Origin of the sequence: Brucella sp. (assembly GCF_032066345.1) — a bacterium.
Lineage (GTDB): Bacteria > Pseudomonadota > Alphaproteobacteria > Rhizobiales > Rhizobiaceae > Brucella > Brucella pseudogrignonensis.
Genome location: NZ_DAMBKZ010000002.1, coordinates 304,178 through 324,794 on the forward strand (window position 1 = coordinate 304,178; position 20,617 = coordinate 324,794).

Consider the following 20,617-nt stretch of genomic DNA (forward strand, 5'->3'; position numbering starts at 1 on the left):
TAACCGGCCCTTATCGCGATCAAGTGAAGCAGCCGACAGTCTGATTGTTTAAATCCGCTCGAAATCCTGAGCGGCTTAGTCTATTCAAAGATTGAGAGTGAGGTTGTCATGTCTACAGTTTCCCCAACCGATACGTCCCGGTCTGATACTCCCAAGGCAGATACGGAACGTAAAACCCTTGTTCTGACAGGGGCAAGCCGTGGCATTGGTCATGCGACGGTTAAGCGTTTTTCGCGCGCTGGCTGGCGCGTCATCACCTGCTCGCGTCAGGATTTCGCTGAGAATTGTCCGTGGCCAGCGGGACCGGAAGATCACATCAAGGTTGACCTTGCGGACCAGGAAGACGTGGGCAAAGCCATTGCTGAAATCCGCCGCCGCCTTGAGGCCAATGGCAGCAAGCTGCACGCGCTCGTCAACAATGCAGGTATTTCGCCAAAGGCAGAGGGTGGAAAGCGCCTGAACTCGATTGAAACGCCGATGGCTGTGTGGCGCGACGTGTTTCAGGTGAACTTCATGGCGCCCATCATGCTGGCGCGTGGCTTGTTCAAGGAACTTGAAGCTGCGCAAGGCTCGGTCGTCAACGTGACGTCGATTGCCGGAAGTCGCGTTCATCCTTTTGCTGGCACGGCTTATGCGACCTCGAAGGCAGCCCTTGCAGCGCTCACGCGTGAAATGGCGTCGGATTTCGGTCCGCATGGCATTCGTGTCAATGCGATTGCTCCGGGTGAGATCGATACCGCCATTCTATCGCCCGGTACGGATAAACTTGTCGAACAATTGCCGATGCGTCGTCTTGGCAAGACGTCAGAAGTGGCCGAGACAATCTACTATCTTTGCTCCGAAGCCTCGTCTTATGTGACAGGATCGGAAATACACATCAATGGCGGCCAGCACGTCTGATGATTTTTCAAAAGCGCGGCGTTGAATAACACCGCGCTTTTGTGCTTATTTTCTCTTCAATCGATTTAACAGCTGAGTTGACCCATGATCCTATGCTGCGGTGAAGCCCTGATTGACATGCTGCCACGCGAAACTGCGGCGGGAGAGACAGCCTTTTTGCCACTCGCGGGTGGTTCTGTTTTCAACTCAGCCATCGCGCTCGGTCGATTGAATGTCCCGACGGGCTTCTTTTCCGGGCTTTCGTCTGATTTTTTCGGTGAAGTACTGCGCGACACGCTTGCGCGCTCCAACGTTGATTATTCCTATTCCGCCATTTCAGACCGTCCGACGACACTCGCTTTCGTGCGACTGGTGGACGGACAGGCCCGCTACGCCTTTTATGATGAGAACACGGCGCTGCGGATGCTTTCCGAGGGCGACATCCCGCAGATCGACGACAATATCAACGCCATGCTGTTCGGCTGTATCAGTCTGATTTCAGAGCCATGCGGGAGTGTCTATGAAGCGCTGATGACGCGGGAAGCCAAGAACCGAGTGATGTTCCTCGATCCGAATATTCGCTCCGGCTTTATCACGGACCGTGAAAAGCATCTTGCTCGCATGAAACGAATGATTGCCCTTTCCGATATCGTGAAGCTCTCGGATGAAGATCTCGACTGGTTTGGCGAAAAAGGCAGCCATGACGAGATTGCGTCGCGTTGGCTTGAGCTTGGGCCCAAACTGATCGTCATCACCAAAGGTGCCCATGGTGCGGATGCCTACACGGCAAACGCGACTGTTCGCGTGCCCGGCGTTAAAGTGGATGTGGTGGATACGGTTGGCGCTGGTGACACTGTCAATGCGGGTATCCTCGCAAGCCTCAACGATCAGGGCTTGTTGAGCAAGCAAGCAATCGCAAAACTCGACGAAGATCAGATTCATGCAGCCGTTGCGCTTGGTGTGCGAGCTGCCGCGATTACGGTTTCTCGCGCAGGTGCCAATCCACCGTGGGCGGCGGAAATGCGGGATTGATTTCCCGATGTTAGGGGCCGATTCTGCATTTCCATAACAGGAAGGCACAACATGGCTCAGAACATTTATGATCGTGCGGACTTTTTCACCGCCTATAGCGAGCTGCCGCGCTCTGTGCATGGTCTGGATGGCGCGCCCGAATGGCCCTATGTGCGATCAATCCTGCCAGATCTTAATGGCCTGGACATTGCCGATCTCGGCTGTGGCTTTGGCTGGTTTTCACGTTTTGCCCGTGAACAGGGTGCCGCGTCTGTCACCGGATATGATCTTTCAGAGAATATGCTTGAACGTGCGCGCAAGGAAACGCGAGACGAGGCTATCCGCTACGTGCAGGCGGATATGGAAGCTTTGGAACTGCCGGAAGGCCGTTTCGATCTTGTTTATAGCTCGCTGGCCTTTCACTATATCCGGGATTTTCCGCGTCTCCTGACCACGATCAGCCGCGCCTTGCGTGCAAACGGCCAATTCATTTTCACAATAGAGCATCCGATTTTCATGGCACCCGCTAAACCCGGTTGGATGGAAGGCGAAAATGGGCAGAAACACTGGCCCATCGATCACTATGCCGTTGAAGGTGAACGACGCACGGATTGGCTTGCTGATGGCGTCATTAAATATCACCGTCGCCTTAGCACGACCGTCAATGCCTTGATAAAGGCTGGCTTTGCAATCGCCAACCTTGAAGAATGGCGCCCGAGCGAAGAGCAGATCGCAGCCTGGCCCGCATTAGTAGACGAGCTGGAAAGACCGATGCTACTCATCGTCTCGGCAAATAAATAGCCGGGCAAGGAAACAACTCAAGGCTCCCCTGCCCTTGACCGGACGCATTTAGCGTCTTCTATTGGACAGGGGCGGGAGCGAATCGAATATAGGCGAAGGACAATTCATTGGACGTCTTGCGCATAGCAGCCTTCTCGCAAGGCAATCAGGGCGGCAATCCTGCCGGTGTCCTGATTTCTGAAAAACTTCCCTCAGCCGAGGAAATGCAAAAAATTGCCAAGGATGTTGGCTTTTCGGAAACGGCCTTTGCCATGCCCGAAGCCGGTAACTGGCGCGTGCGCTATTTTGCGCCTGAAACAGAAATACCCTTCTGCGGCCATGCCACGATTGCACTGGGTGCAGCGCTCGCCATGCGCGAGGGTGACGGACGCTTTTCCTTAAAGCTTAACCACGCCGAAATCAGCGTCGAAGGCCGCAAGGAAGGCGAGCTGTTTGCCGCCAGCCTGCAATCGCCGGGTACGCGCAACCGGGCCGCCACGGAAGTCGAAATCGAGCAGGCACTGGCCCTTTTCAACTATGAGAAGGATGATCTTGCGCCGGGCATTCCGCCGGCGCTGATCCATGCCGGAGCCGACCACATCGTGCTGCCTTTGCGCTCACGCGAAAAGCTCGCCTCGATGCATTACGATCTTTCGCGCGGTCGCGTGCTCATGAACCGTCAGGGCTGGACGACAATCCTGCTGATCAATTCCGAAACGCCGACGCGCTTCCACAGCCGCAATCCTTTTGCCTCGGGCGGGGTTTATGAAGACCCGGCAACGGGTGCTTCAACTGCCGCTTTCGCGGCTTATTTACGCGATCTCGGCTGGCCGCATGGTGGCTCTATTGAAGTCATTCAGGGTGAGGATATGGGTTCGCCATCGCATCTGCGCGCAGATATCGGAAATGAACGCGGCGGATCAATCCGCCTTTCGGGTACAGCACGCCTGATGGAATAGTGAAACCGCAGCTCGTTACACGCGAACGAGCTGCTCCACCCGCTCTTCGTTTCCGAAGAATTTCAGATAACGCTCGACTTCTTTTGGATCGCCGGTTGCCTTTTGCGGATTGTCCGAAAGTTTGACCGCCGGGCGTCCATTGGCGTCGATCACCTTACAAACGAGCGATATTGCCTTGAGCCCATGGATCGTTGTCGGCGCGCAACCGGCAAAGTCATTGGTGAGGTTCGTTCCCCAGCCAAAGCTCATGCGGACGCGGCCTTCAAAATGGCGATAGGTTTCCTCAATCGTATCGACGTCGAGCGCATCCGAGAAAATCAGCAGCTTTTCACGCGGATCTTTGCCGCGCGACTTCCACCATTCAATGATGCGTTCGCCACCTTCAATGGGTGGGGCGCTGTCTGGGCGGAAGCCGGTCCAGTCGGCAACCCAATCCGGTGCGTTGCGCAGAAAAGCAGCCGTGCCAAAGGCATCCGGCAGAACTATGAGAAGATTGCCGCCATAATAGCGGTTCCAGTCCTGCAACACGCGATAAGGTGCGGTGCGCAGTTCATCATCGGTGTTGGCAAGCGCTGCCAGCACCATCGGCAATTCATGCGCATTGGTGCCAAGCGCTTCGAGGTCATTGTCCATGGCCAAAAGCACATTGCTGGTTCCGGTAAAGGCATCGCCGATACCTTCCTTCAGTGCTTCCACGCACCAGCGCTGCCACAGGAATGAATGGCGGCGACGTGTGCCGAAATCTGAAATCTTGAGGTCAGGCAGTTCGCGCAGTCGCTCGACCTTGCTCCACATCTTGGCTTTGGCGCGGGCATAAAGAACATCGAGCGAGAAAGGCCCGAGGTTTTTCATCGCTGCGCGCGAGCGAAGCTCATTGATGATGGCCAGTGCTGGAATTTCCCACATGGTCGTGTGCGACCACGGACCATGGAAATGCAGTTCATACTGGCCGTCCTTGCGGCGCAAATCATATTCCGGCAGCTGGAAATCATGCAGCCAGTTGAGAAACTCCGGCTGGAAAATCTGCTTGCGACCGTAAAAGCTGTTACCCGCCAGCCAGATCATCTCTTTCTTGGTAAAGCGCAGCGTGCGTGCATGATCGAGTTGCGCGCGCAATTCGCCTTCATCAATCTCATCGGCAAGGCGCACGGACGTCGTGCGGTTGATGAGCGCGAAGGTTGCATCCACCTTGGGATAGAGCCCCCAGATCATCTGCAACATCAGAAGTTTGTAGAAATCCGTATCCAGCAAACTGCGGACAATCGGATCGAGCTTCCATGCGTGGTTAAAGACGCGCCGCGCGATATCGGTTTTGGCCATCACGGCCTCCATTGCATGAGCATGTTCTGCAATCACCCCAAAGCGACTGCAGCAAAAAGAAAGGCGGGTTTTCACCCGCCTTTTTAAATGCTTCATTCAGATTTGGGAAGCTCTACTATGATGTCGTGTTCACCATCGGGCTTGATCGGCACGCCTTCATCCGGCTTGCCCACCTTGCGGCCATTGAGCTTGATTACCTTGTCTTTGGCACCCGCTACAACCTTCACTCGATAGAGTGCTTCGCCGAAACGAAGTTCCGCTTCATAGCCATCCCATTCCGGCGGCAGGGCCGGATCAAGATGAAGACGGTCGCCGCGTTTGGTGACGCCGAGAATGCCTTCCGTTGCAACACGATAGAACCAGCCGGCAGACCCCGTGTACCATGTCCAGCCACCCTGTCCGCGACGCGGCTCGACGGAGTAGATGTCGGCTGCGATCACATAAGGTTCAACGCGATAGACATCCGGATTGCGGCCATGACTGACCGGGCTGATCAGCGAGAACAAGCGCCATGCTTCCTTGGCCTTACCCATGCGGGCGAGCGCCAGAATGGCCCATGTTGCACCATGGGTATATTGACCGCCATTCTCACGAACGCCCGGCGGGTAGCCCTTGATGTAACCCGGCTCCTGAACCGTCTTGTCGAAAGGCGGCGTGAAGAGACGCAGCAATTCGCCCTGATCATCGAGCAGATATTTCTCGAGCGAAGCCATGGCCTGTTCCGAACGCTTTGGATCGGCAACGCCAGACAACACGCTCCACGACTGCGCAATCGCATCGATCTGGCATTCGTCGCTGTCTTTTGAGCCAAGCGGCGCGCCGTTATCGAAGAAGCCACGGCGATACCATTCGCCGTCCCAACCATCGCGATCAAGCGCTTTGGTCAGGCTTTCAAGATGCGTGGCCCATGCTTTTGCACGCTTTGCATCCTTGCGGGATTCAGCAATCGGGATGAACTGACGCAATGTGTAGGCCAGGAACCAGCCGAGCCATACGCTTTCGCCCTCACCCTTCACGCCGACAAGATTCATGCCGTCGTTCCAGTCACCACCGAGGATCAGTGGCAGGCCATGCTTGCCGGTACGCTCAATCGCAAGATCAAGCGCCAGCGCGCAATGCTCGTAGAGGCTCACAGTTTGGTCGGAAATCTCCGGCTCAAAGAATGCATCATGTTCACCCTCTTCAAGCGTGCGTCCCTTCAGGAAAGCCAGCTTTTCGTCGAGAATTGCATGATCGCCAGTCGTTTGAACATAAAGCGAGGTGCCATAGCCGAGCCAGACCACATCGTCGGAGATCAGCGTGCGGACACCTGCACCCGTTGCTGGCAACCACCAATGCTGAACATCACCTTCCGGGAACTGACGCGAAGCGGCATTAAGGATCTGTGCACGAGCCAGCGAAGGATCAATCAGCAGAAGCGACAGCGTATCCTGCAACTGGTCGCGGAAGCCGAAGGCACCGCTGGCCTGATAGAAGGCAGCACGGGCCCAGATGCGGCAGGCAATCGCCTGATATGGCAACCAGCCATTGATCAAGAGATCGAATGCCGGATCAGGTGTCTTGACCTGTACGCGGTTGAAGAGACCTTCCCAATGTTTGCGTGCAGCATCGAGCTTTTCTTCAAACGAAGCCTTGCGGCTTTCCGCGACAAGGGCTTTTGCCTGCTGCTGATCGGCAGCATTGCCAAGCAGGAATACCACTTCGCGGCTTTCACCCGGCCCCACTTCGACATCGATAGCGAGAGCGGCACACGGGTCACGCCCAGCTTCAACCGTGTTGGAAAGCGCCTTGCCAGCCAGCACGATTTCAGGACGGTCGACCGAGCCCGTCGAGCCGATAAACTCGCCACGGTCAGCCGTTACCGATTGCGGCTTTTCTGTTGCCGCAAAGAAGGCCACCTGACCGGACTTGTCCGGATGATATGGATTGCCTGCAAAGAGCGCGCCCAGTTCTTCATCCTGCGATGGCACGATGAACGGCACATTCTTAGAGCGGGCATTGCCCAGCACCCATTCGACATAACCATAGGCACGCAGCTTGCGCTTCGAACGTCCCTTGTTGGTGATCGTCAGGCGTGAAAGACGAACAGGCTTTTCAGCATCGACGATATGGGTGAGTTCGAGTGCCAGTTCGCCATGTTGAGCCGCAAAAGTGCTGTAGCCGTGGCTGTGACGTGCTTCATATGTCACGGCCTCGTCACGGAGTACGCTTGCCGTTGGGGCAAAGCTGCGTCCCGTCTCGCGGTCGAGAATATAGATCGCTTCACCCGGACGGTTTGTGACCGGATCATTCGCCCAAGGGGTGAGCTGATAATCGCGACTGTTGCCAGCCCATGTGAAGGCCGAACCTTCTGCCGAAACATGGAAGCCGAAATTCGGATTGGCGATGACGTTGATCCAAGGATGCGGCGTGGTTGTGCGGTTGTTGATCCGCACCACATAGCTGCCATCCTGAGCAAAACCACCATAACCATTCCAGAACTGGAGATCGTCGCCGGTTGGGAGCGGACGTGCGACTGGTTTTGGCTTCGTCACCAGACGACGTTCTTCCGTACCTCGTTCGATTGTTACAGGCGCGAGACCGGCAGCACCCAGCCCCTGCTGTGCGGTGGCCGGTGTCTTAGCGTCGCTACGTGCAGCCAAATCGACGGTGAGTTCTTCACTGCGACGAAGCTGTTCGGCAAGCGAGCCGTTCTGGGCGTGCATGACGATACGAGCGGAAGCAAGCAGGGTGTTGTAGCTTTCCTCGCTCATCTGATCGCGACGAACCGCAAAGATATGCGGCTGACCGCCACCGCGGGCACGGAAGCCCTCGATGATCCAGTCAATCGCGCGCTGGGTATCCTGCGCATAGGAGAAGGCGCGTTCGTTTACCGCCACCACATCCACGGTGAGCCCCTTGCTGCGCCAGTATTCCTGCGCGCGCAAGACGCCACGAAGCACGTCGAGATCGGCTTCATTGTCGATGCGCAAGGCAAAGATCGGATAATCACCCGAGATCGACATCGGCCAGAGGTCGGATTGTTTGCCAAGACCTGCCGCAATAGTTTCCGGCGGCTGACGCATGGTCCGCTCCGGATAGAGCAGATAGGCGGCAACCTTCTGATAGTCGGCTGCTTCCGCTGGCTTGATGCCGATATGGTAGAGCTGCACCTGCGAGCTCGTCCATGACAGCGAGTATTCGCGGACGAAGGTTTCCGGATGACGATGGGTTGCAACAGCATGCTCCACCGCATCGCGGCTACCGCCTGCGAAGGTCCAGAAAACAAGGCTTACCTTTTTATGAGCCGGAACGCGGACACGCGTGCGCACCGATGCAATCGGATCAAGCACACAGCCCTGGCTGCCGGTGAAAGTTGCACCTTCATCAAAGGCCGCCGCATCGCGCAGCGAACGGCCGCGACCGATGAATGCGCGACGATCGGTTTCGACTTCCGTTTCGCGGATCGAACCGGACAGATCGGTTACGAAATGTGCGACATGAATATCCGGATCGGACGGTGCGCGCTTGCGACGCTTCGCATAGATGGTTGAGCCATTATCCGCGATTTCCGTTTCGACGAACATCTTGGCGAAGGCTGGATGTGCGGCATCGCTGTCGCTGTCAGTCAGCACCAGTTCGGAATAGGACGTCACTTCAATGACGCGATCACGCGCAGAGGTGTTGATGATATCGAGCCTGCGGCCTTCACCATCGGATTCCGATGACACGATCACTTCCACGACTGTCTTGAAGTCGCCGGCAGTCTTGTAGAACTCGGCCTTGTCTTCAGTGAAGACGGTCTTGGTTTCTTCTTCGGGATTGCGCACCGGCTCGCCGGTCGCCGACCACCAGTAACCGCTTTCCATATCGCGCAGGAACAGGAAGCTGCCCTGAAGGTCTTCCGACGCATCGGCGTGGAAACGCGTGATGTCCCAATTATGCCAGCGGCTGTAACCGGAACCGTTGGCCGTGACCATCAGCGCATATTGACCATTGGACATCATATGCGTTGTGCGCGGTGCCTTGAAAGGCACATCGATGATGCGCATTGGTGCATCGTCGAAGCCGCCCGAATCCACACGCATCGGATTTTCCGTCTTGGCGTAGATCATCGGGATTTCGCGTGGTGCCTTTTCCTGCAGCAGAAGCTCTGCCGCTTCGATCACCGGATCGGAATGGAAACGCTCACGCATACGGCCTTCGAAAATCACGTTATTGACCGCGATGATCGCCATGCCATGGTGGTGGGCATAGTAGTTTTTCACGACCGCGCAGGTTTCGCCTTCGCGAACGCGCGATGGTGTGAAGTCTACCGAATCGTGGAAGCCATAGCGGCCAAGCGCACCGAGCTTTGCCAGACGCTTCAAATTCGCGACTGCTGCTGCTGGCTGATATTGCGCAGCAAGCAGGCTTGCATAAGGCGCGATAACAGCATTACGCGACAGGCCGCGCTGAAGGCCCAGATTTGGCACGCCAAAGTTGGAATACTGGTAATTCATATGCGCGTCGCGCGCATTGAAGGCAGCTTCCGAGATACCCCATGGCAGACCGCGCGAGGTGGCATAATCGATCTGGCGCTGCACCACGAGCTTGTTGGTCTGGTCAAGCAGCGAGCCAAGCGGCTCGGACATGACCAGCGGCGGCATCAGATATTCAAACATCGAGCCGGACCAGGAGAGCAGAGCGCCCTTCCAGCCCACTGGCACCAGAAGGCGACCGAGCTTGAACCAATGTTCGACCGGCACATCGCCCTTGGCAATCGCAAAGAGGCTTGCAAGACGCGCTTCAGAAGCCAGAAGATCGTAGCAGCTTTCGTCCAGTTCGTTTTCCTGCACGCGGAAGCCGATAGAGAGAAGGCGACGCTCTTTGCGTTCAAGGAAGCCGAACTGCATATCGAACGCCAGCTGACGCGAACGTCCTGCCAGATTGCGCAGACGTTCACGCAATTCATCCGTATTGTGTTCGCCAACGGAATCGTCGGTATGCGCTTTACAGGTATCGACCAGAATATTGGCCCATTCCTTGGCCTCGGCGCTTGCCGGTGTTTCGATCTCGCTATCGAGTTCTTCCATCAGACGCACAATGTCGGTCGCAAAAAGCGACAGATTGATCGTGCGGAAAGATGCTGTTTCCGGCTCTTCCTTGATGGTGCGGACGGCACGGCGGAAATTGGCAATCCGCTCTTCCAGACGACGGCGAAGCGGACGCAGGATTCGGCGATCATCCGGGATCTGCGCGATGCTTTCTTCAAGGATGTCGTTGACATCGAGGATGCCATCGAGATCACCCTGAACATACACGCTCGGGGCTTCCGCCCATTCTTCCAATGCCGAAGATAGTGTCACGAGATGACCGGCAAGATTGCCGCTATCGACCGCAGAAACATAGAGCGGACGCATCGGCGTCAGCGTGTTTGTTTCATACCAGTTGTAGAGATGGCCCTGATACTTCTCCATCTTTTCAAGCGTGGTGACGGTGGATTCAATGCGGTTCAGCGTTTCGTCAAAGCCAATCCAGCCGAAATCGCGCGCAGCAACAACAGACAGAACATAGACACCGATATTAGTTGGCGAGGTGCGCTGTGCCACGATCGGCGCCGGGTCTTCCTGGAAGTTGTCCGGTGGCAGATGGTTGTTCTCATCATTCGCAAATTCGGCAAAGTAGCGCCATGTGCGGCGCGCATAGCGGCGCAGGTCCGACTTGTCGGAAGACAGCACTTCCAGCGTATCCTGCGGCTTGGCCGAGCGGCTGACGAGCCAGGCAATCAGTGGCGAGGCAAACCAGATCACAGCGAACGGTGCTGCAATCAGCGCTGCATGGCTGTCGGCACCGAGCGGGATAAAGACCGCAAGACCGGCGATGACCATAGCAGGCCACATAAGCTGGAAATAATAGAGGAGCGTATCAGGCGACGATTTTGCCTGGGCTGCTGTTTTCCATTCAAGCAAATCGCGATGCGATACGAACAGACGATAGATCGTGCGTACGATTGCATCGGCCATAAGGAATGCCGAATGGGCGATGAAGGTTGTGCGCAGCGCGACATCAGCTGTGCCAAGTGCGATATCAGTCAGAACCGATTGCGCATGGCCCTTCAACGAATAGTCCATATTCGACGGAATGAGATTGGTGACGATACCGAAAGTCGGCGCCACGAACATGCTCACGATCAGGAAGGCCTGCCAGACGGCAGCCACACCAAGCGGCAGAATGCTCCAGCCAATCACCGAAGCGAGCAGCCACATGATCGGATTGAGCGAGCGACGCAGATTGTCGATCATCTTCCAGCGCGTAATGGTGCTGACGCCGCGGCTTGCCGAGAACAGCCACGGCAGCAACTGCCAGTCGCCGCGCGCCCAACGATGATGGCGCGATACGTCGACATTGTATCCGGTCGGGTAATCTTCAACGACTTCAACATCGCTGACGAGCGCTGCACGCGCATAGCCGCCTTCAAGAAGGTCGTGGCTGAGCAGCGTGTTTTCAGCCACGCGATCTTTCAGCGCTGCTTCAAAGGCATCGATATCGTAAAGGCCCTTGCCGGTGAATGTGCCTTCGCCCAGCAAGTCCTGATAGGTGTCAGAAACGGCAAAGACGTAAGGATCTATACCGCGATTTACCGAGAAGACGCGCTGCAGGAACGAAGCTTCGTCACCAGTGGTCAGTGATGGCGTGACGCGTGGCTGCAAAATGCCGTAACCACGAACAACGCGCCCAGTCTTGTCATCGAAAACAGGTCGGTTCAGCGGATGGCTGAGTTTGCCCACCAGATGGGTGACGGATTCAGGCGTCAGGCGCGTATCAGCGTCGAGCGTCATCACATATTTGATGTCTTTTGGAAGACGTGCGTCGGCAGGGAAATAGCTCGTATCCTGATCGCCGCGCAGCAGCAGATTCAGCTCATGCAGCTTACCGCGCTTGCGCTCCCAGCCCATCCAGCAGCCCTGCTTTTCATTATAAAGGCGGCGGCGGTGAAGCAGGAAGAAACGCGGCTGGTCATTGCCGGTATAGTGCTCATTGAGCTTGGCGATTTCTTCACGCGCATATTCATAGATTTCCATGTCCGCAGGTGTGATTTCCTGCTTGGCATCCGTCCAGTCGCTGACAAGCGAGAAATAGATCTCGCCGCGCGGATTGGTCAGATAATGGACTTCCAGATTGCGGATCTGCTCATCAATGGAATCTCGCGACGTGATCAGGGTCGGTACGGCAACCAGTGTCCGTGCTTCGGCTGGCAAGCCTTCCTTATATTCAAATCCGATCAGACGTGTTGGCTGCACGAACCACGGCACAAGCGCGTTGAACAGTGAATAGGAAGCGTCCATTGCCGGGAAAAGCGCAAGCAGCGTGAACAGCGTGCGCAGATCGGCAGAAAGACCCGCCTTCATCATGCAGTAATTGACGATGGTCAGGATCAGGATCGTGAAGATGGCGGTCGGAATGAAAAGACCGAGCAAGCCAAGACCACGATAGCAACGCAGGGCTTTCACACCAAAGGGCGCTTTATATCCGCAAAGCTGTTCGAGCTCTTTTCGACCGTCGCCGGAAAGATAATAGGCAATCGAGCCTTTGCCTTCCGCCTGAGCTTCACCAACCTTGCTGTCTTCTGCAAGCTTGAGTGCGGCCCATGTGATATCGATTTCACTCATATTCGAGAAGCGAGCGAGCTTTTCAATCGTCACGCGATACGCATTGCGCGAGCGGAAATCGAGCAGCTCGAAATCGCTATGATCGCGCAGGATCGCATCGACCTCGTTGACGGTTTCAAACCAGGTCTCCCAGTCGATATCGTCAATTCTCTTGAGGCTGGTGATGACATTGCCCATCGTCACGCCGCCAGTGGACTGGCGGGCATGTTCTTCTACGATGGCGTCTTCTGCGTTGCTGCCTTCCTGATCGAGAATACGTTCAAGCCAGCTTGAAGCTGCCGACGTATCGGTTGAGGCGCTGCGCAGGCGATAAAGCAGATGCGTGGCAAAGGTACTGTCGCGTGCGGCTTGATTGTACTGCGCAAGAACCGTTTCCAGTTCTGCCTCATTTGCAGCAATCACAATGCGGTCGGCAGCAGTGTTAGCGAGATTGCGCATGTTGCGTGCGCGATCAACGCGCAGCGCCAGACGGCGCGCATTTTCAATCAGAAAATAGCGCACAGCTGATGGCAGCGCCCACAATTCACCAATCTTCAGCGGCTCGACGGTCTGGAAACCCTGCACAAGCGCAGTCAGAGACTTAAGAGAAAAGTTGCTGTCCGTATGCGCCACGTAAAGCCAGGCGAGCGCGAAAATACGCGGCATGTCCTTCATGGCTGCGTAAGTCGGCAGTTGGCGGATAAACTTGCGTGGCAAATCCCGGCGGGTCTGCTGAACGGTTTTGTCGATCTGATAGTGGTTGTCGAGAAGCCACTGTGCAGCAGGCGTGATGGTCTCGCCCGCGCGAGACGCAGCGTCAGAAGAGCGGTAGGCGTGAAGGATCAGCTTACCGTTTTCAGACAATCGCTCGTCATATTCGAAAGGCAGATAGCCTGGCAAAGCCAGCTCATCTCCGCGCGCAACGGATGCCGCAAGCTCGCGCAGCTCGTCCTCTGTTTTGTAAAGAGCACGTATCGGAGAAGGTTGTTCGGGCGGAATCTGATCCGAAGTCTTGCGATCGGCAATGGACGAATTAGACGGCGAAGAAGACAATTCCGGCATGTGCCTTAACAGCCTTTCCGAAGGGAATGAGTTGAATGCGGCGGGTGAATACTAAATAGAGTTTCAATTCAGAAAAACGACAGTATCCGTAATTCGTTCCCTGAATGTCGATATCATTTGGCCAAAATGCGACGACGGGCTGTGCTGATATTCAAACCGTTTAAATCGCAACGCACAATTCTTTCCGAACATTAATGTTGCGTTATGAAATATCCGGCTTTTACAACCCTAACATACTGAAAATAAGAATAATACTACTCTGCGTAATAGTTTGCGAAAATGCATTGCGGGACTTTTCTGCCCCTTGAATGAAAAAAGACATCCACATCTCGGAAAAGAGGCGGATGTCTTCATAATAGTGCAGGACTGAACCGGTCCTGACGACAGATTTTACTCTGCCAAAGCCGGTGCTTGATCAGCGGCGTTTTTAACATCCTCGTTTCCAAAAACCTGCCAATAGCGAGGGCGGAAAGCGATGCGGCTTTTCTCTGCCGCCGGATGTTCAGCAGGAATCTCAATCTCGACACGCTCGCGAGAGCCGCCGATCTCAAGTTCTACCCGCCGTTTGCCGCCGGATCTGCGGCTTGCAATGACCGTTCCGGCAATACAGCCACCACATCCCTCAAGCAGTTCGACATCATGGGGACGGAAGAAAAGCTGCGCTTCACCATCCGCAGCGCCATTCGCCGTCAGTCCGATATTGCGATCCGCGAGCCAAACTTCACCATTCTCGACACGGACAGGAAGAGTGCTGGATTCACCGATAAAGCCATAGACGAAGGGCGAATTAGGGGTGTCATAAACCTCGTCCGGTGTACCGATCTGCTCGATTCGTCCCTGACTCATGACCACGACACGATCCGCCAATTCCAGCGCTTCATCCTGATCGTGCGTCACAAAAACGGTCGTGTGACCGGTCTTGTCATGAATTTCGCGCAACCAACGACGCAGCTCTTTGCGTACCTGTGCATCAAGAGCGCCGAATGGTTCATCGAGAAGAAGAACCTTTGGCTCGATTGCCATGGCGCGTGCAAGTGCAACACGCTGGCGCTGACCGCCTGAAAGCTGCGAAGGATAGCGATTTTCAAGCCCCTTCAGTTGCACCAGATCAAGCAGTTCGAGCGCGCGGCGTCTGATTTCAGCGCTGGCCGGACGCGTGCTGCCTGGGCGAACCTTCAGACCAAAGCCAATATTCTCTGCGACCGTCATATGACGAAACAATGCATAGTGCTGGAACACGAAGCCGACGTTGCGCTCCTGGACACTTTTGTGCGAGGCGTCTTCCTCACCAAAATAAATTGCACCTTCCGTTGGCTTTTCCAGCCCGGCTATCAAGCGCAGCAAGGTCGTCTTGCCTGAGCCAGATGGTCCAAGCAAAGCAATCAACTCGCTCGAACGGATGTCCAGCGACACATTATGCAATGCCGGAAAGCGAGCAAACTCTTTACGCACACCGGCGACACGAACTTCCATTCCCAATCCTTTCCCCTACCGCCAACGCTAAGCTAAAGCTTGGGCGGCTTATTCTCATCTATAGGTTATTAGTGCCCGTTACCGCCAGCAAGTTCATCGCCGTAACGCAGTTCAAGGAAAGCTTTGATCGCCAAGGTGACAAGGGCGAGCAACGCCAAAAGAGACGCAACTGCAAAGGCCGCGACGAAATTATACTCGTTATAAAGGATTTCGACATGCAGTGGCATTGTGTTTGTGAGCCCACGAATGTGGCCAGACACCACAGACACGGCGCCAAACTCACCCATCGCGCGGGCATTGCAAAGCAGAACGCCGTAGAGAAGGCCCCATTTGATATTGGGCAAGGTAACATAGCGGAACGTCTGCCATCCATTGGCACCCAGAGAGATTGCGGCCTCCTCATCACCGCTTCCCTGCTCCTGCATCAGCGGAATAAGCTCACGGGCCACGAATGGGAACGTCACAAATAACGTTGCCAGAACAATCCCGGGAACTGCAAACAGGATATCGATGCCATGACTTGAGAGCCAAGGCCCCAAAACGCTGTGACTTGCAAACAACAGCACAAAAACCAGACCGGAAATAACCGGTGATACTGAGAATGGCAGATCTATAAGCGTGGTGAGAAGTGCCTTGCCTTTAAACTCAAACTTGGCGATGGCCCATGCTGCTGCAACACCGAACACGAGGTTAAGCGGCACCGCAATGACAGTGACCAGCAGCGTCAGTTTGATAGCTGCCCAAGCATCTGGTTCAACCAAAGCTGCAAAATATTCGCCCGCGCCTTTGCGGAAAGCTTCGACGAAAACCGCTATCACCGGCAAGATGAGAAACAGCGCCAGAAATACAAGTGCGATCGCGATCAACAAGATCCGTGTCGGCAGGCTTTCCGTTACGGCGCTTTGCGTGGAAGCTGACACATTATTCGACATGGCCGTACTTCCTTCTTGTCCAGGATTGGATCAGATTGATGAACAGCAACATGGCAAATGACAGCGCCAACATCACAGTCGCAAGCGCGGTGGCACCGGCATAATCATATTCTTCAAGCCGGATAACGATCAGCAAGGGCGCTATTTCAGACACATAGGGTGTGTTGCCCGCAATGAAGATCACCGAACCGTATTCGCCAACTCCACGCGCAAAAGCGAGCGCAAAGCCGGTCAGAACGGCAGGTTGCAAGCTGGGCAGAAGCACACGCCAGATTGTTTGAAAGCGTGATGCACCCAATGTTGCAGCGGCCTCCTCAACCTCACGGCTGATTTCCTCCATGATCGGCTGAACAGTGCGCACCACAAACGGGAGGCCTATAAAAATCAGCGCCACCACGATGCCGGCGCGCGAAAACGCGATCCGAATATTGAAAGGTGCAAGCAGACTGCCGATCCATCCATTTGGCGCGTAGATCGAGGCAAGCGCGATGCCGGCGACAGCTGTGGGCAGAGCGAAAGGAATATCGACAATCGCGTCGATAAACCGCCGCCCCGGGAAGCGATAACGCACCAGAACCCATGCCAGGATCACACCAAATACAACATTGATGAGAGCGGCAATGAAAGCAGTGCCAAAGCTCGTTTCAAGAGCTCTGATCGTGCGTTCATCGGTAATGATACGCCAGAAACCTGCAAAGCCGACATCTGTCGAGCGCAGAACCAGAGCTGCCAGCGGGATAAGAATGAGAAGGGTCAAATAGGCGACACTAAAACCGAGTGTCAGTCCGAAGCCCGGAATGACACTCGGTTTTCTAAAATGCCACCCTGCTCTGACCGGTGCAGGGCGCGAAGACATCAATATTTGTTCCCTTTTATTGATTTGTCGGATGACTGCGTCCTAACTGGATTATTTTGCAGGCTTGTAGATCTGGTCGAAAGTGCCTCCGTCACCGAAATGATAAGGCTGTGCCTTGGCCCAACCACCAAAGATTGGATCATCAATCGTCACAAGCTGCAACTGAGGGAATTCGCGCTTCTGGTCAGCGGGAATGACATCAGGCTTGGACGGACGATAAAAATGCTTGGCCGCAATGGCCTGCCCCTCTGGCGAATAGAGATATTCCAGATAGGCTTCGGCAACCTTGCGGGTTCCATTGTCGTCTGCGTTCTTGTCAACGAGAGCGACAGGTGGTTCGGCAAGAATGGACTGTGGTGGAACGACGATATCGAAAGCATCGTCACCAAATTCAGCAATCGAAAGATAGGCTTCGTTTTCCCAGGCCAGCAGAACATCACCGAGCTGACGCTGTACGAATGTCGTGGTTGAGCCGCGCGCGCCCGTATCAAGCACCGGAACATGGCGGAAAAGTTCGCCGATATATTCCTTTATCTTGGCTTCATCACCGCCATATTGCTTGTGAGCCCAGGCCCAGGCCGCGAGATAATTCCAGCGCGCACCGCCTGATGTCTTGGGGTTCGGAGTGATGACCTCGACGCCATCCTTGACGAGATCGCCCCAGTCCTTGATCGCCTTCGGATTACCCTTGCGAACGAGGAAGACGATTGTTGACGTGTAAGGCGAGGAATTATCAGGCAGGCGCTTGCGCCATTCCTTGTCGATCTTGCCCGTATGCTCGACGATTGCATCGATATCGCTTTCAAGCGCAAGCGTGACAACGTCAGCCTTCACGCCATCGATCACTGAGCGCGCCTGCTTGCCCGACCCACCATGCGAAGCGCGGATGGTGACGGTCTCACCCGTTTCCTCTTTCCAGTGCTTTGCGAAAGCTGCATTATAATCTTTATAAAGCTCACGCGTTGGATCATAGGACACGTTCAACAGTGTCTGATCAGCATGGCTTGTCTGGATGCCACCTGCGAGCGTTGCCGTCGCCACAAACGCCGCAAGTGCAAATGAAAATTTCGATAGGTTCTTCGACATGTTCAGGGCCACCTCTCCGCGTTCTATTGATGAAACAGTATCAGAGGTTTTTGCTCACAGGATGCCACAACGTTTCTCTTATTTGAAAGCAGTTCGGAAATTCTAAGCAATCCTAACGAACTACGAGGAATAAAATTCTAGCGCTCATCTCCATAAGCTGGAGCAGAGGTAATAATTATCAATGTGGTGATTGAAGAGATCCCAGTTCTCATATCAACATTCACCCTCAATAGGGTGGGACCCGGATTGGGATTGCGGGGGCAAATTTACTCCGGGCCCCGGCCGATCTAACGACCAGCAGAGCAAGAACGGGCGAAGTTGAATTTCGTTGCATCGCTTTTCAAAAATATTCGGTTTTTAAGTCGGATTTTATTAGTGAATTAAAACCAACAAATCTTCGCCGCGGTTGATCCGCATAAGCGGTTCCAAAAAACTGAAAGAGGTCGATGACAATGAAATATAAAACGTCTGTTTTGCTGACATCACTGAGCGTTGCAGCCCTCGCCCAAATCCTCCCTGCCCATGCTGAAACCGTGGAACGTATCGATTATATATGTGAACGCGGCGTCGTCGTGCCTGTAACCTATATCAAAACAGGTGACCTTCCGGCTTTTGCTGTGCTGGATGCCGAGGGAAAAATGGTCGCCCTGCAATGGCACGAAAGTCTCAAGAAATATGTCGCTCTGGACGAGCAGGACAGCTATCGCTGGGCTGAAAAAGATGGTCAGGCTGTACTTAGTCACCTTGAGGCAGATCATACCGCCAAAGAAGTGACGCTGCTTTCAGCCTGCCGCGCCGACGATAGTAAGGAATAAATGTTCCGCTAAATGGGCGATATTAATCAGGGGACGAGATAATGCTTGTCCCACTGATCCTGCGGAACCTCGTCACCAATATCATAGTCGAATGAAACGACATTGATGTGCTCATCATCGGTTTTACAAACGAAGGCAAGCTTATACCAGTGCTCGCGACTGCGAAAAGCAGCTCCGCCTGCTTTGATCGTATTATTTGAAACTTCTGGATCAGAAAAAGCGTAGGCCAAAACCTTATCAACGGAAAGCTTACGCTCGTCCCGGCTGATCTGTTCCATCGCCTCGACATCGCAGCGCTGTTCAAGACGCGTTGCAGGATCGAGCTTTTCAAGCTGGGCCTTTTCAAGTGCTGTCATGGCCATTGAGGGAGCACTCAATGAAACAGCAACCGACATGGTGACCAGTGACAAAAGGCGGGCGACGACAGGATTGAGCTGAAATTTCATTGGATTCTGGATAACTCGCTTCGCAATAGTTTCAATAGGAAGGCTTACTAACACACTCTTTGGGCCATCTTGTCGACCATCACGGCAATTTTATCGACCTTCGTCCCCATAAGAACGAGTTGAACAGATCACGCCCCTGTCTCTTCAAACAAGGTACGATCGCGTCCCGCTTCCTTGGCAGTGTAAAGGACCTTGTCTGCACGCTCCACGGCCTGCCAGAAATCATCCTTGCTGTTGAGCCGTACCACCCCAAAACTACAGCTAATATTCGCACCTTTGGCCAGCCGCGAAAATTCGCGTGTCTTCACGCCTTCCCGAATATGTTCAACAAGAGCAAAGGCTTCATCCGCCGGCATATCATCGATGAAGATGATGAACTCCTCCCCGCCTATGCGCGCCGTCAGATTGCGCGCTCTGGAATGTGCTTGAAGGATTTCTGCGAACTCTTTCAGAACAACGTCACCCGTTGCATGGCCATAAACGTCATTGATCGTTTTGAAATAGTCGATATCGCAAGCGACGATCCAACCCGAAAGATCGTGACGCCCTAAAGCGCTCATACGGGTTTCGAGGCCGCGCCGGTTCAGCAGACCGGTTAACGGATCGCTGTCCCGCTCATGAACAAGCTCGCTGAATCGATCGGCACCGGCTGCAGCAAAGAGCACAAGTCCTGCAATCACGGAGGCAACAGCGGTAGAAAATACCGTCCACTGCCAGAACGGCGTGTAGGCAAAATCGACTTCCGTGTCATTTCCGACGATGGAATGTGCAGTGAGTGACGTTCGCACGAAAATATGTATCGCCACCAGAAACAACATACCGAGGATCAGTTTGTCGGCCTGCGAACCGCGCACAAGCCCGCGCAGATACCAGACATAGGCCAGGATCATACAGGCCAAGCCGAAGTTCAGGACGTAAACCCGACCAAGCAAGCTCGGATAGGGATAAAGGAAGAAAACAATCCCGCCAAAGATAAGAGCAAGGCTGACAAGGCCAAACCAGACAGGCAATTGAAGGCCTGATCTGCGGAGTATGCCCTGTCCACCAGCAAAAGCCCCCAGCACATATATTGTGGCGGTGAGCATTGTATTCTGCCCATCATCTGCAGGTATATCGACAAGCTGGGCAAGCATGGCAATGCCGATGCAGAAGAAGCAGAGAGCACACCATAAAAGATAACTGCGCAGTTGATCGATGGCCCAAACGATTACGAAGGCCAGTGAAAACAGGAGCAGAACGGCGGGCAGTACATAGAGCATCTAATGATTATCTTACTTCAACTTTTAGGGAGTCTTATCGCCTTCCTCTATTAAAAACACAATTCAGTAAATTAGTGCTGATTGTGAAACGGCAGGGACTTGTGTGAAATGCACTTGATTTCACTCCAG

General features: G+C 54.5%; 13 protein-coding genes. 5 read left to right on the top strand and 8 right to left on the bottom strand.

Features of this window, described 5'->3' with window-relative positions; translation table 11 throughout:
* Positions 1-108: 108 nt before the first annotated feature.
* The 4 genes from RT142_RS03955 to RT142_RS03970 all read left to right on the top strand — a co-directional run bounded on the left by RT142_RS03955 (position 109) and on the right by RT142_RS03970 (position 3,629).
* A complete protein-coding gene (locus RT142_RS03955; RefSeq protein ID WP_007873153.1) occupies positions 109-900 on the top strand; it encodes an SDR family NAD(P)-dependent oxidoreductase in 792 nt (263 codons plus the stop codon).
* Between the two features lie 84 nt (positions 901-984).
* Complete coding sequence (locus tag RT142_RS03960) at positions 985-1,911, top strand: carbohydrate kinase (RefSeq protein WP_313027505.1); 927 nt, start codon at positions 985-987, stop codon at positions 1,909-1,911.
* Positions 1,912-1,962: 51 nt separating this feature from the next.
* Positions 1,963-2,691 carry a class I SAM-dependent methyltransferase gene (locus RT142_RS03965; RefSeq protein ID WP_313027507.1) on the top strand — a complete coding sequence of 243 codons (729 nt, stop codon included), beginning with the start codon at positions 1,963-1,965 and terminating at the stop codon, positions 2,689-2,691.
* 107 nt (positions 2,692-2,798) lie between these two features.
* A complete protein-coding gene (locus tag RT142_RS03970) occupies positions 2,799-3,629 on the top strand; it encodes a PhzF family phenazine biosynthesis protein (protein WP_007873147.1) in 831 nt (276 codons plus the stop codon).
* Between the two features lie 15 nt (positions 3,630-3,644).
* Here the strand turns inward: RT142_RS03970 and pncB are convergent, their stop codons facing one another.
* The 6 genes from pncB to RT142_RS04000 all read right to left on the bottom strand — a co-directional run bounded on the left by pncB (position 3,645) and on the right by RT142_RS04000 (position 17,968).
* A complete protein-coding gene (gene pncB, locus RT142_RS03975; protein ID WP_007873146.1) occupies positions 3,645-4,949 on the bottom strand; it encodes a nicotinate phosphoribosyltransferase in 1,305 nt (434 codons plus the stop codon).
* Between the two features lie 92 nt (positions 4,950-5,041).
* Positions 5,042-13,621 carry a GH36-type glycosyl hydrolase domain-containing protein gene (locus RT142_RS03980; protein ID WP_313027511.1) on the bottom strand — a complete coding sequence of 2,860 codons (8,580 nt, stop codon included), beginning with the start codon at positions 13,619-13,621 and terminating at the stop codon, positions 5,042-5,044.
* 390 nt (positions 13,622-14,011) lie between these two features.
* Positions 14,012-15,094: a sulfate/molybdate ABC transporter ATP-binding protein gene (locus RT142_RS03985; RefSeq protein WP_105518057.1), complete on the bottom strand. Its 1,083-nt coding sequence runs from the start codon at positions 15,092-15,094 to the stop codon at positions 14,012-14,014.
* 68 nt (positions 15,095-15,162) lie between these two features.
* A complete protein-coding gene (gene cysW, locus RT142_RS03990; protein WP_007873141.1) occupies positions 15,163-16,026 on the bottom strand; it encodes a sulfate ABC transporter permease subunit CysW in 864 nt (287 codons plus the stop codon).
* Positions 16,016-16,882, bottom strand: a complete 867-nt coding sequence (cysT, locus tag RT142_RS03995) for a sulfate ABC transporter permease subunit CysT (protein ID WP_007873138.1) — start codon at positions 16,880-16,882, stop codon at positions 16,016-16,018. The genes cysW and cysT overlap by 11 nt, the downstream gene beginning before the upstream one ends.
* A 51-nt stretch (positions 16,883-16,933) precedes the next feature.
* Complete coding sequence (locus tag RT142_RS04000; protein WP_007873135.1) at positions 16,934-17,968, bottom strand: sulfate ABC transporter substrate-binding protein; 1,035 nt, start codon at positions 17,966-17,968, stop codon at positions 16,934-16,936.
* 452 nt (positions 17,969-18,420) lie between these two features.
* Here RT142_RS04000 and RT142_RS04005 point away from each other — a divergent pair, with 452 nt between their 5' ends.
* Positions 18,421-18,783 (top strand): lysozyme inhibitor, encoded by a 363-nt coding sequence (locus RT142_RS04005; protein WP_313027515.1) that lies wholly within the window; start codon positions 18,421-18,423, stop codon positions 18,781-18,783.
* A 26-nt stretch (positions 18,784-18,809) separates the two neighbouring features.
* Here RT142_RS04005 and RT142_RS04010 read toward each other — a convergent pair whose 3' ends face one another.
* Positions 18,810-19,229: a DUF930 domain-containing protein gene (locus RT142_RS04010; protein WP_007873130.1), complete on the bottom strand. Its 420-nt coding sequence runs from the start codon at positions 19,227-19,229 to the stop codon at positions 18,810-18,812.
* A 128-nt stretch (positions 19,230-19,357) separates the two neighbouring features.
* Positions 19,358-20,488 carry a sensor domain-containing diguanylate cyclase gene (locus RT142_RS04015; protein ID WP_105518055.1) on the bottom strand — a complete coding sequence of 377 codons (1,131 nt, stop codon included), beginning with the start codon at positions 20,486-20,488 and terminating at the stop codon, positions 19,358-19,360.
* Between the last annotated feature and the right edge of the window lie 129 nt (positions 20,489-20,617).

What these genes read in the sequence shown, in the direction of transcription:
- RT142_RS03965 (WP_313027507.1), top strand. Translation starts at nt 1,963, where the DNA reads ATGGCTCAGAACATTTATGATCGTGCGGACTTTTTCACCGCCTATAGC.
- RT142_RS03980 (WP_313027511.1), bottom strand. Translation starts at nt 13,621, where the DNA reads ATGCCGGAATTGTCTTCTTCGCCGTCTAATTCGTCCATTGCCGATCGC.
- RT142_RS03985 (WP_105518057.1), bottom strand. Translation starts at nt 15,094, where the DNA reads ATGGAAGTTCGTGTCGCCGGTGTGCGTAAAGAGTTTGCTCGCTTTCCG.
- RT142_RS04015 (WP_105518055.1), bottom strand. Translation starts at nt 20,488, where the DNA reads ATGCTCTATGTACTGCCCGCCGTTCTGCTCCTGTTTTCACTGGCCTTC.
- cysT (WP_007873138.1), bottom strand. Translation starts at nt 16,882, where the DNA reads ATGTCTTCGCGCCCTGCACCGGTCAGAGCAGGGTGGCATTTTAGAAAA.
- RT142_RS03955 (WP_007873153.1), top strand. Translation starts at nt 109, where the DNA reads ATGTCTACAGTTTCCCCAACCGATACGTCCCGGTCTGATACTCCCAAG.
- RT142_RS04005 (WP_313027515.1), top strand. Translation starts at nt 18,421, where the DNA reads ATGAAATATAAAACGTCTGTTTTGCTGACATCACTGAGCGTTGCAGCC.
- RT142_RS04000 (WP_007873135.1), bottom strand. Translation starts at nt 17,968, where the DNA reads ATGTCGAAGAACCTATCGAAATTTTCATTTGCACTTGCGGCGTTTGTG.
- pncB (WP_007873146.1), bottom strand. Translation starts at nt 4,949, where the DNA reads ATGGCCAAAACCGATATCGCGCGGCGCGTCTTTAACCACGCATGGAAG.
- RT142_RS03960 (WP_313027505.1), top strand. Translation starts at nt 985, where the DNA reads ATGATCCTATGCTGCGGTGAAGCCCTGATTGACATGCTGCCACGCGAA.
- RT142_RS04010 (WP_007873130.1), bottom strand. Translation starts at nt 19,229, where the DNA reads ATGAAATTTCAGCTCAATCCTGTCGTCGCCCGCCTTTTGTCACTGGTC.
- cysW (WP_007873141.1), bottom strand. Translation starts at nt 16,026, where the DNA reads ATGTCGAATAATGTGTCAGCTTCCACGCAAAGCGCCGTAACGGAAAGC.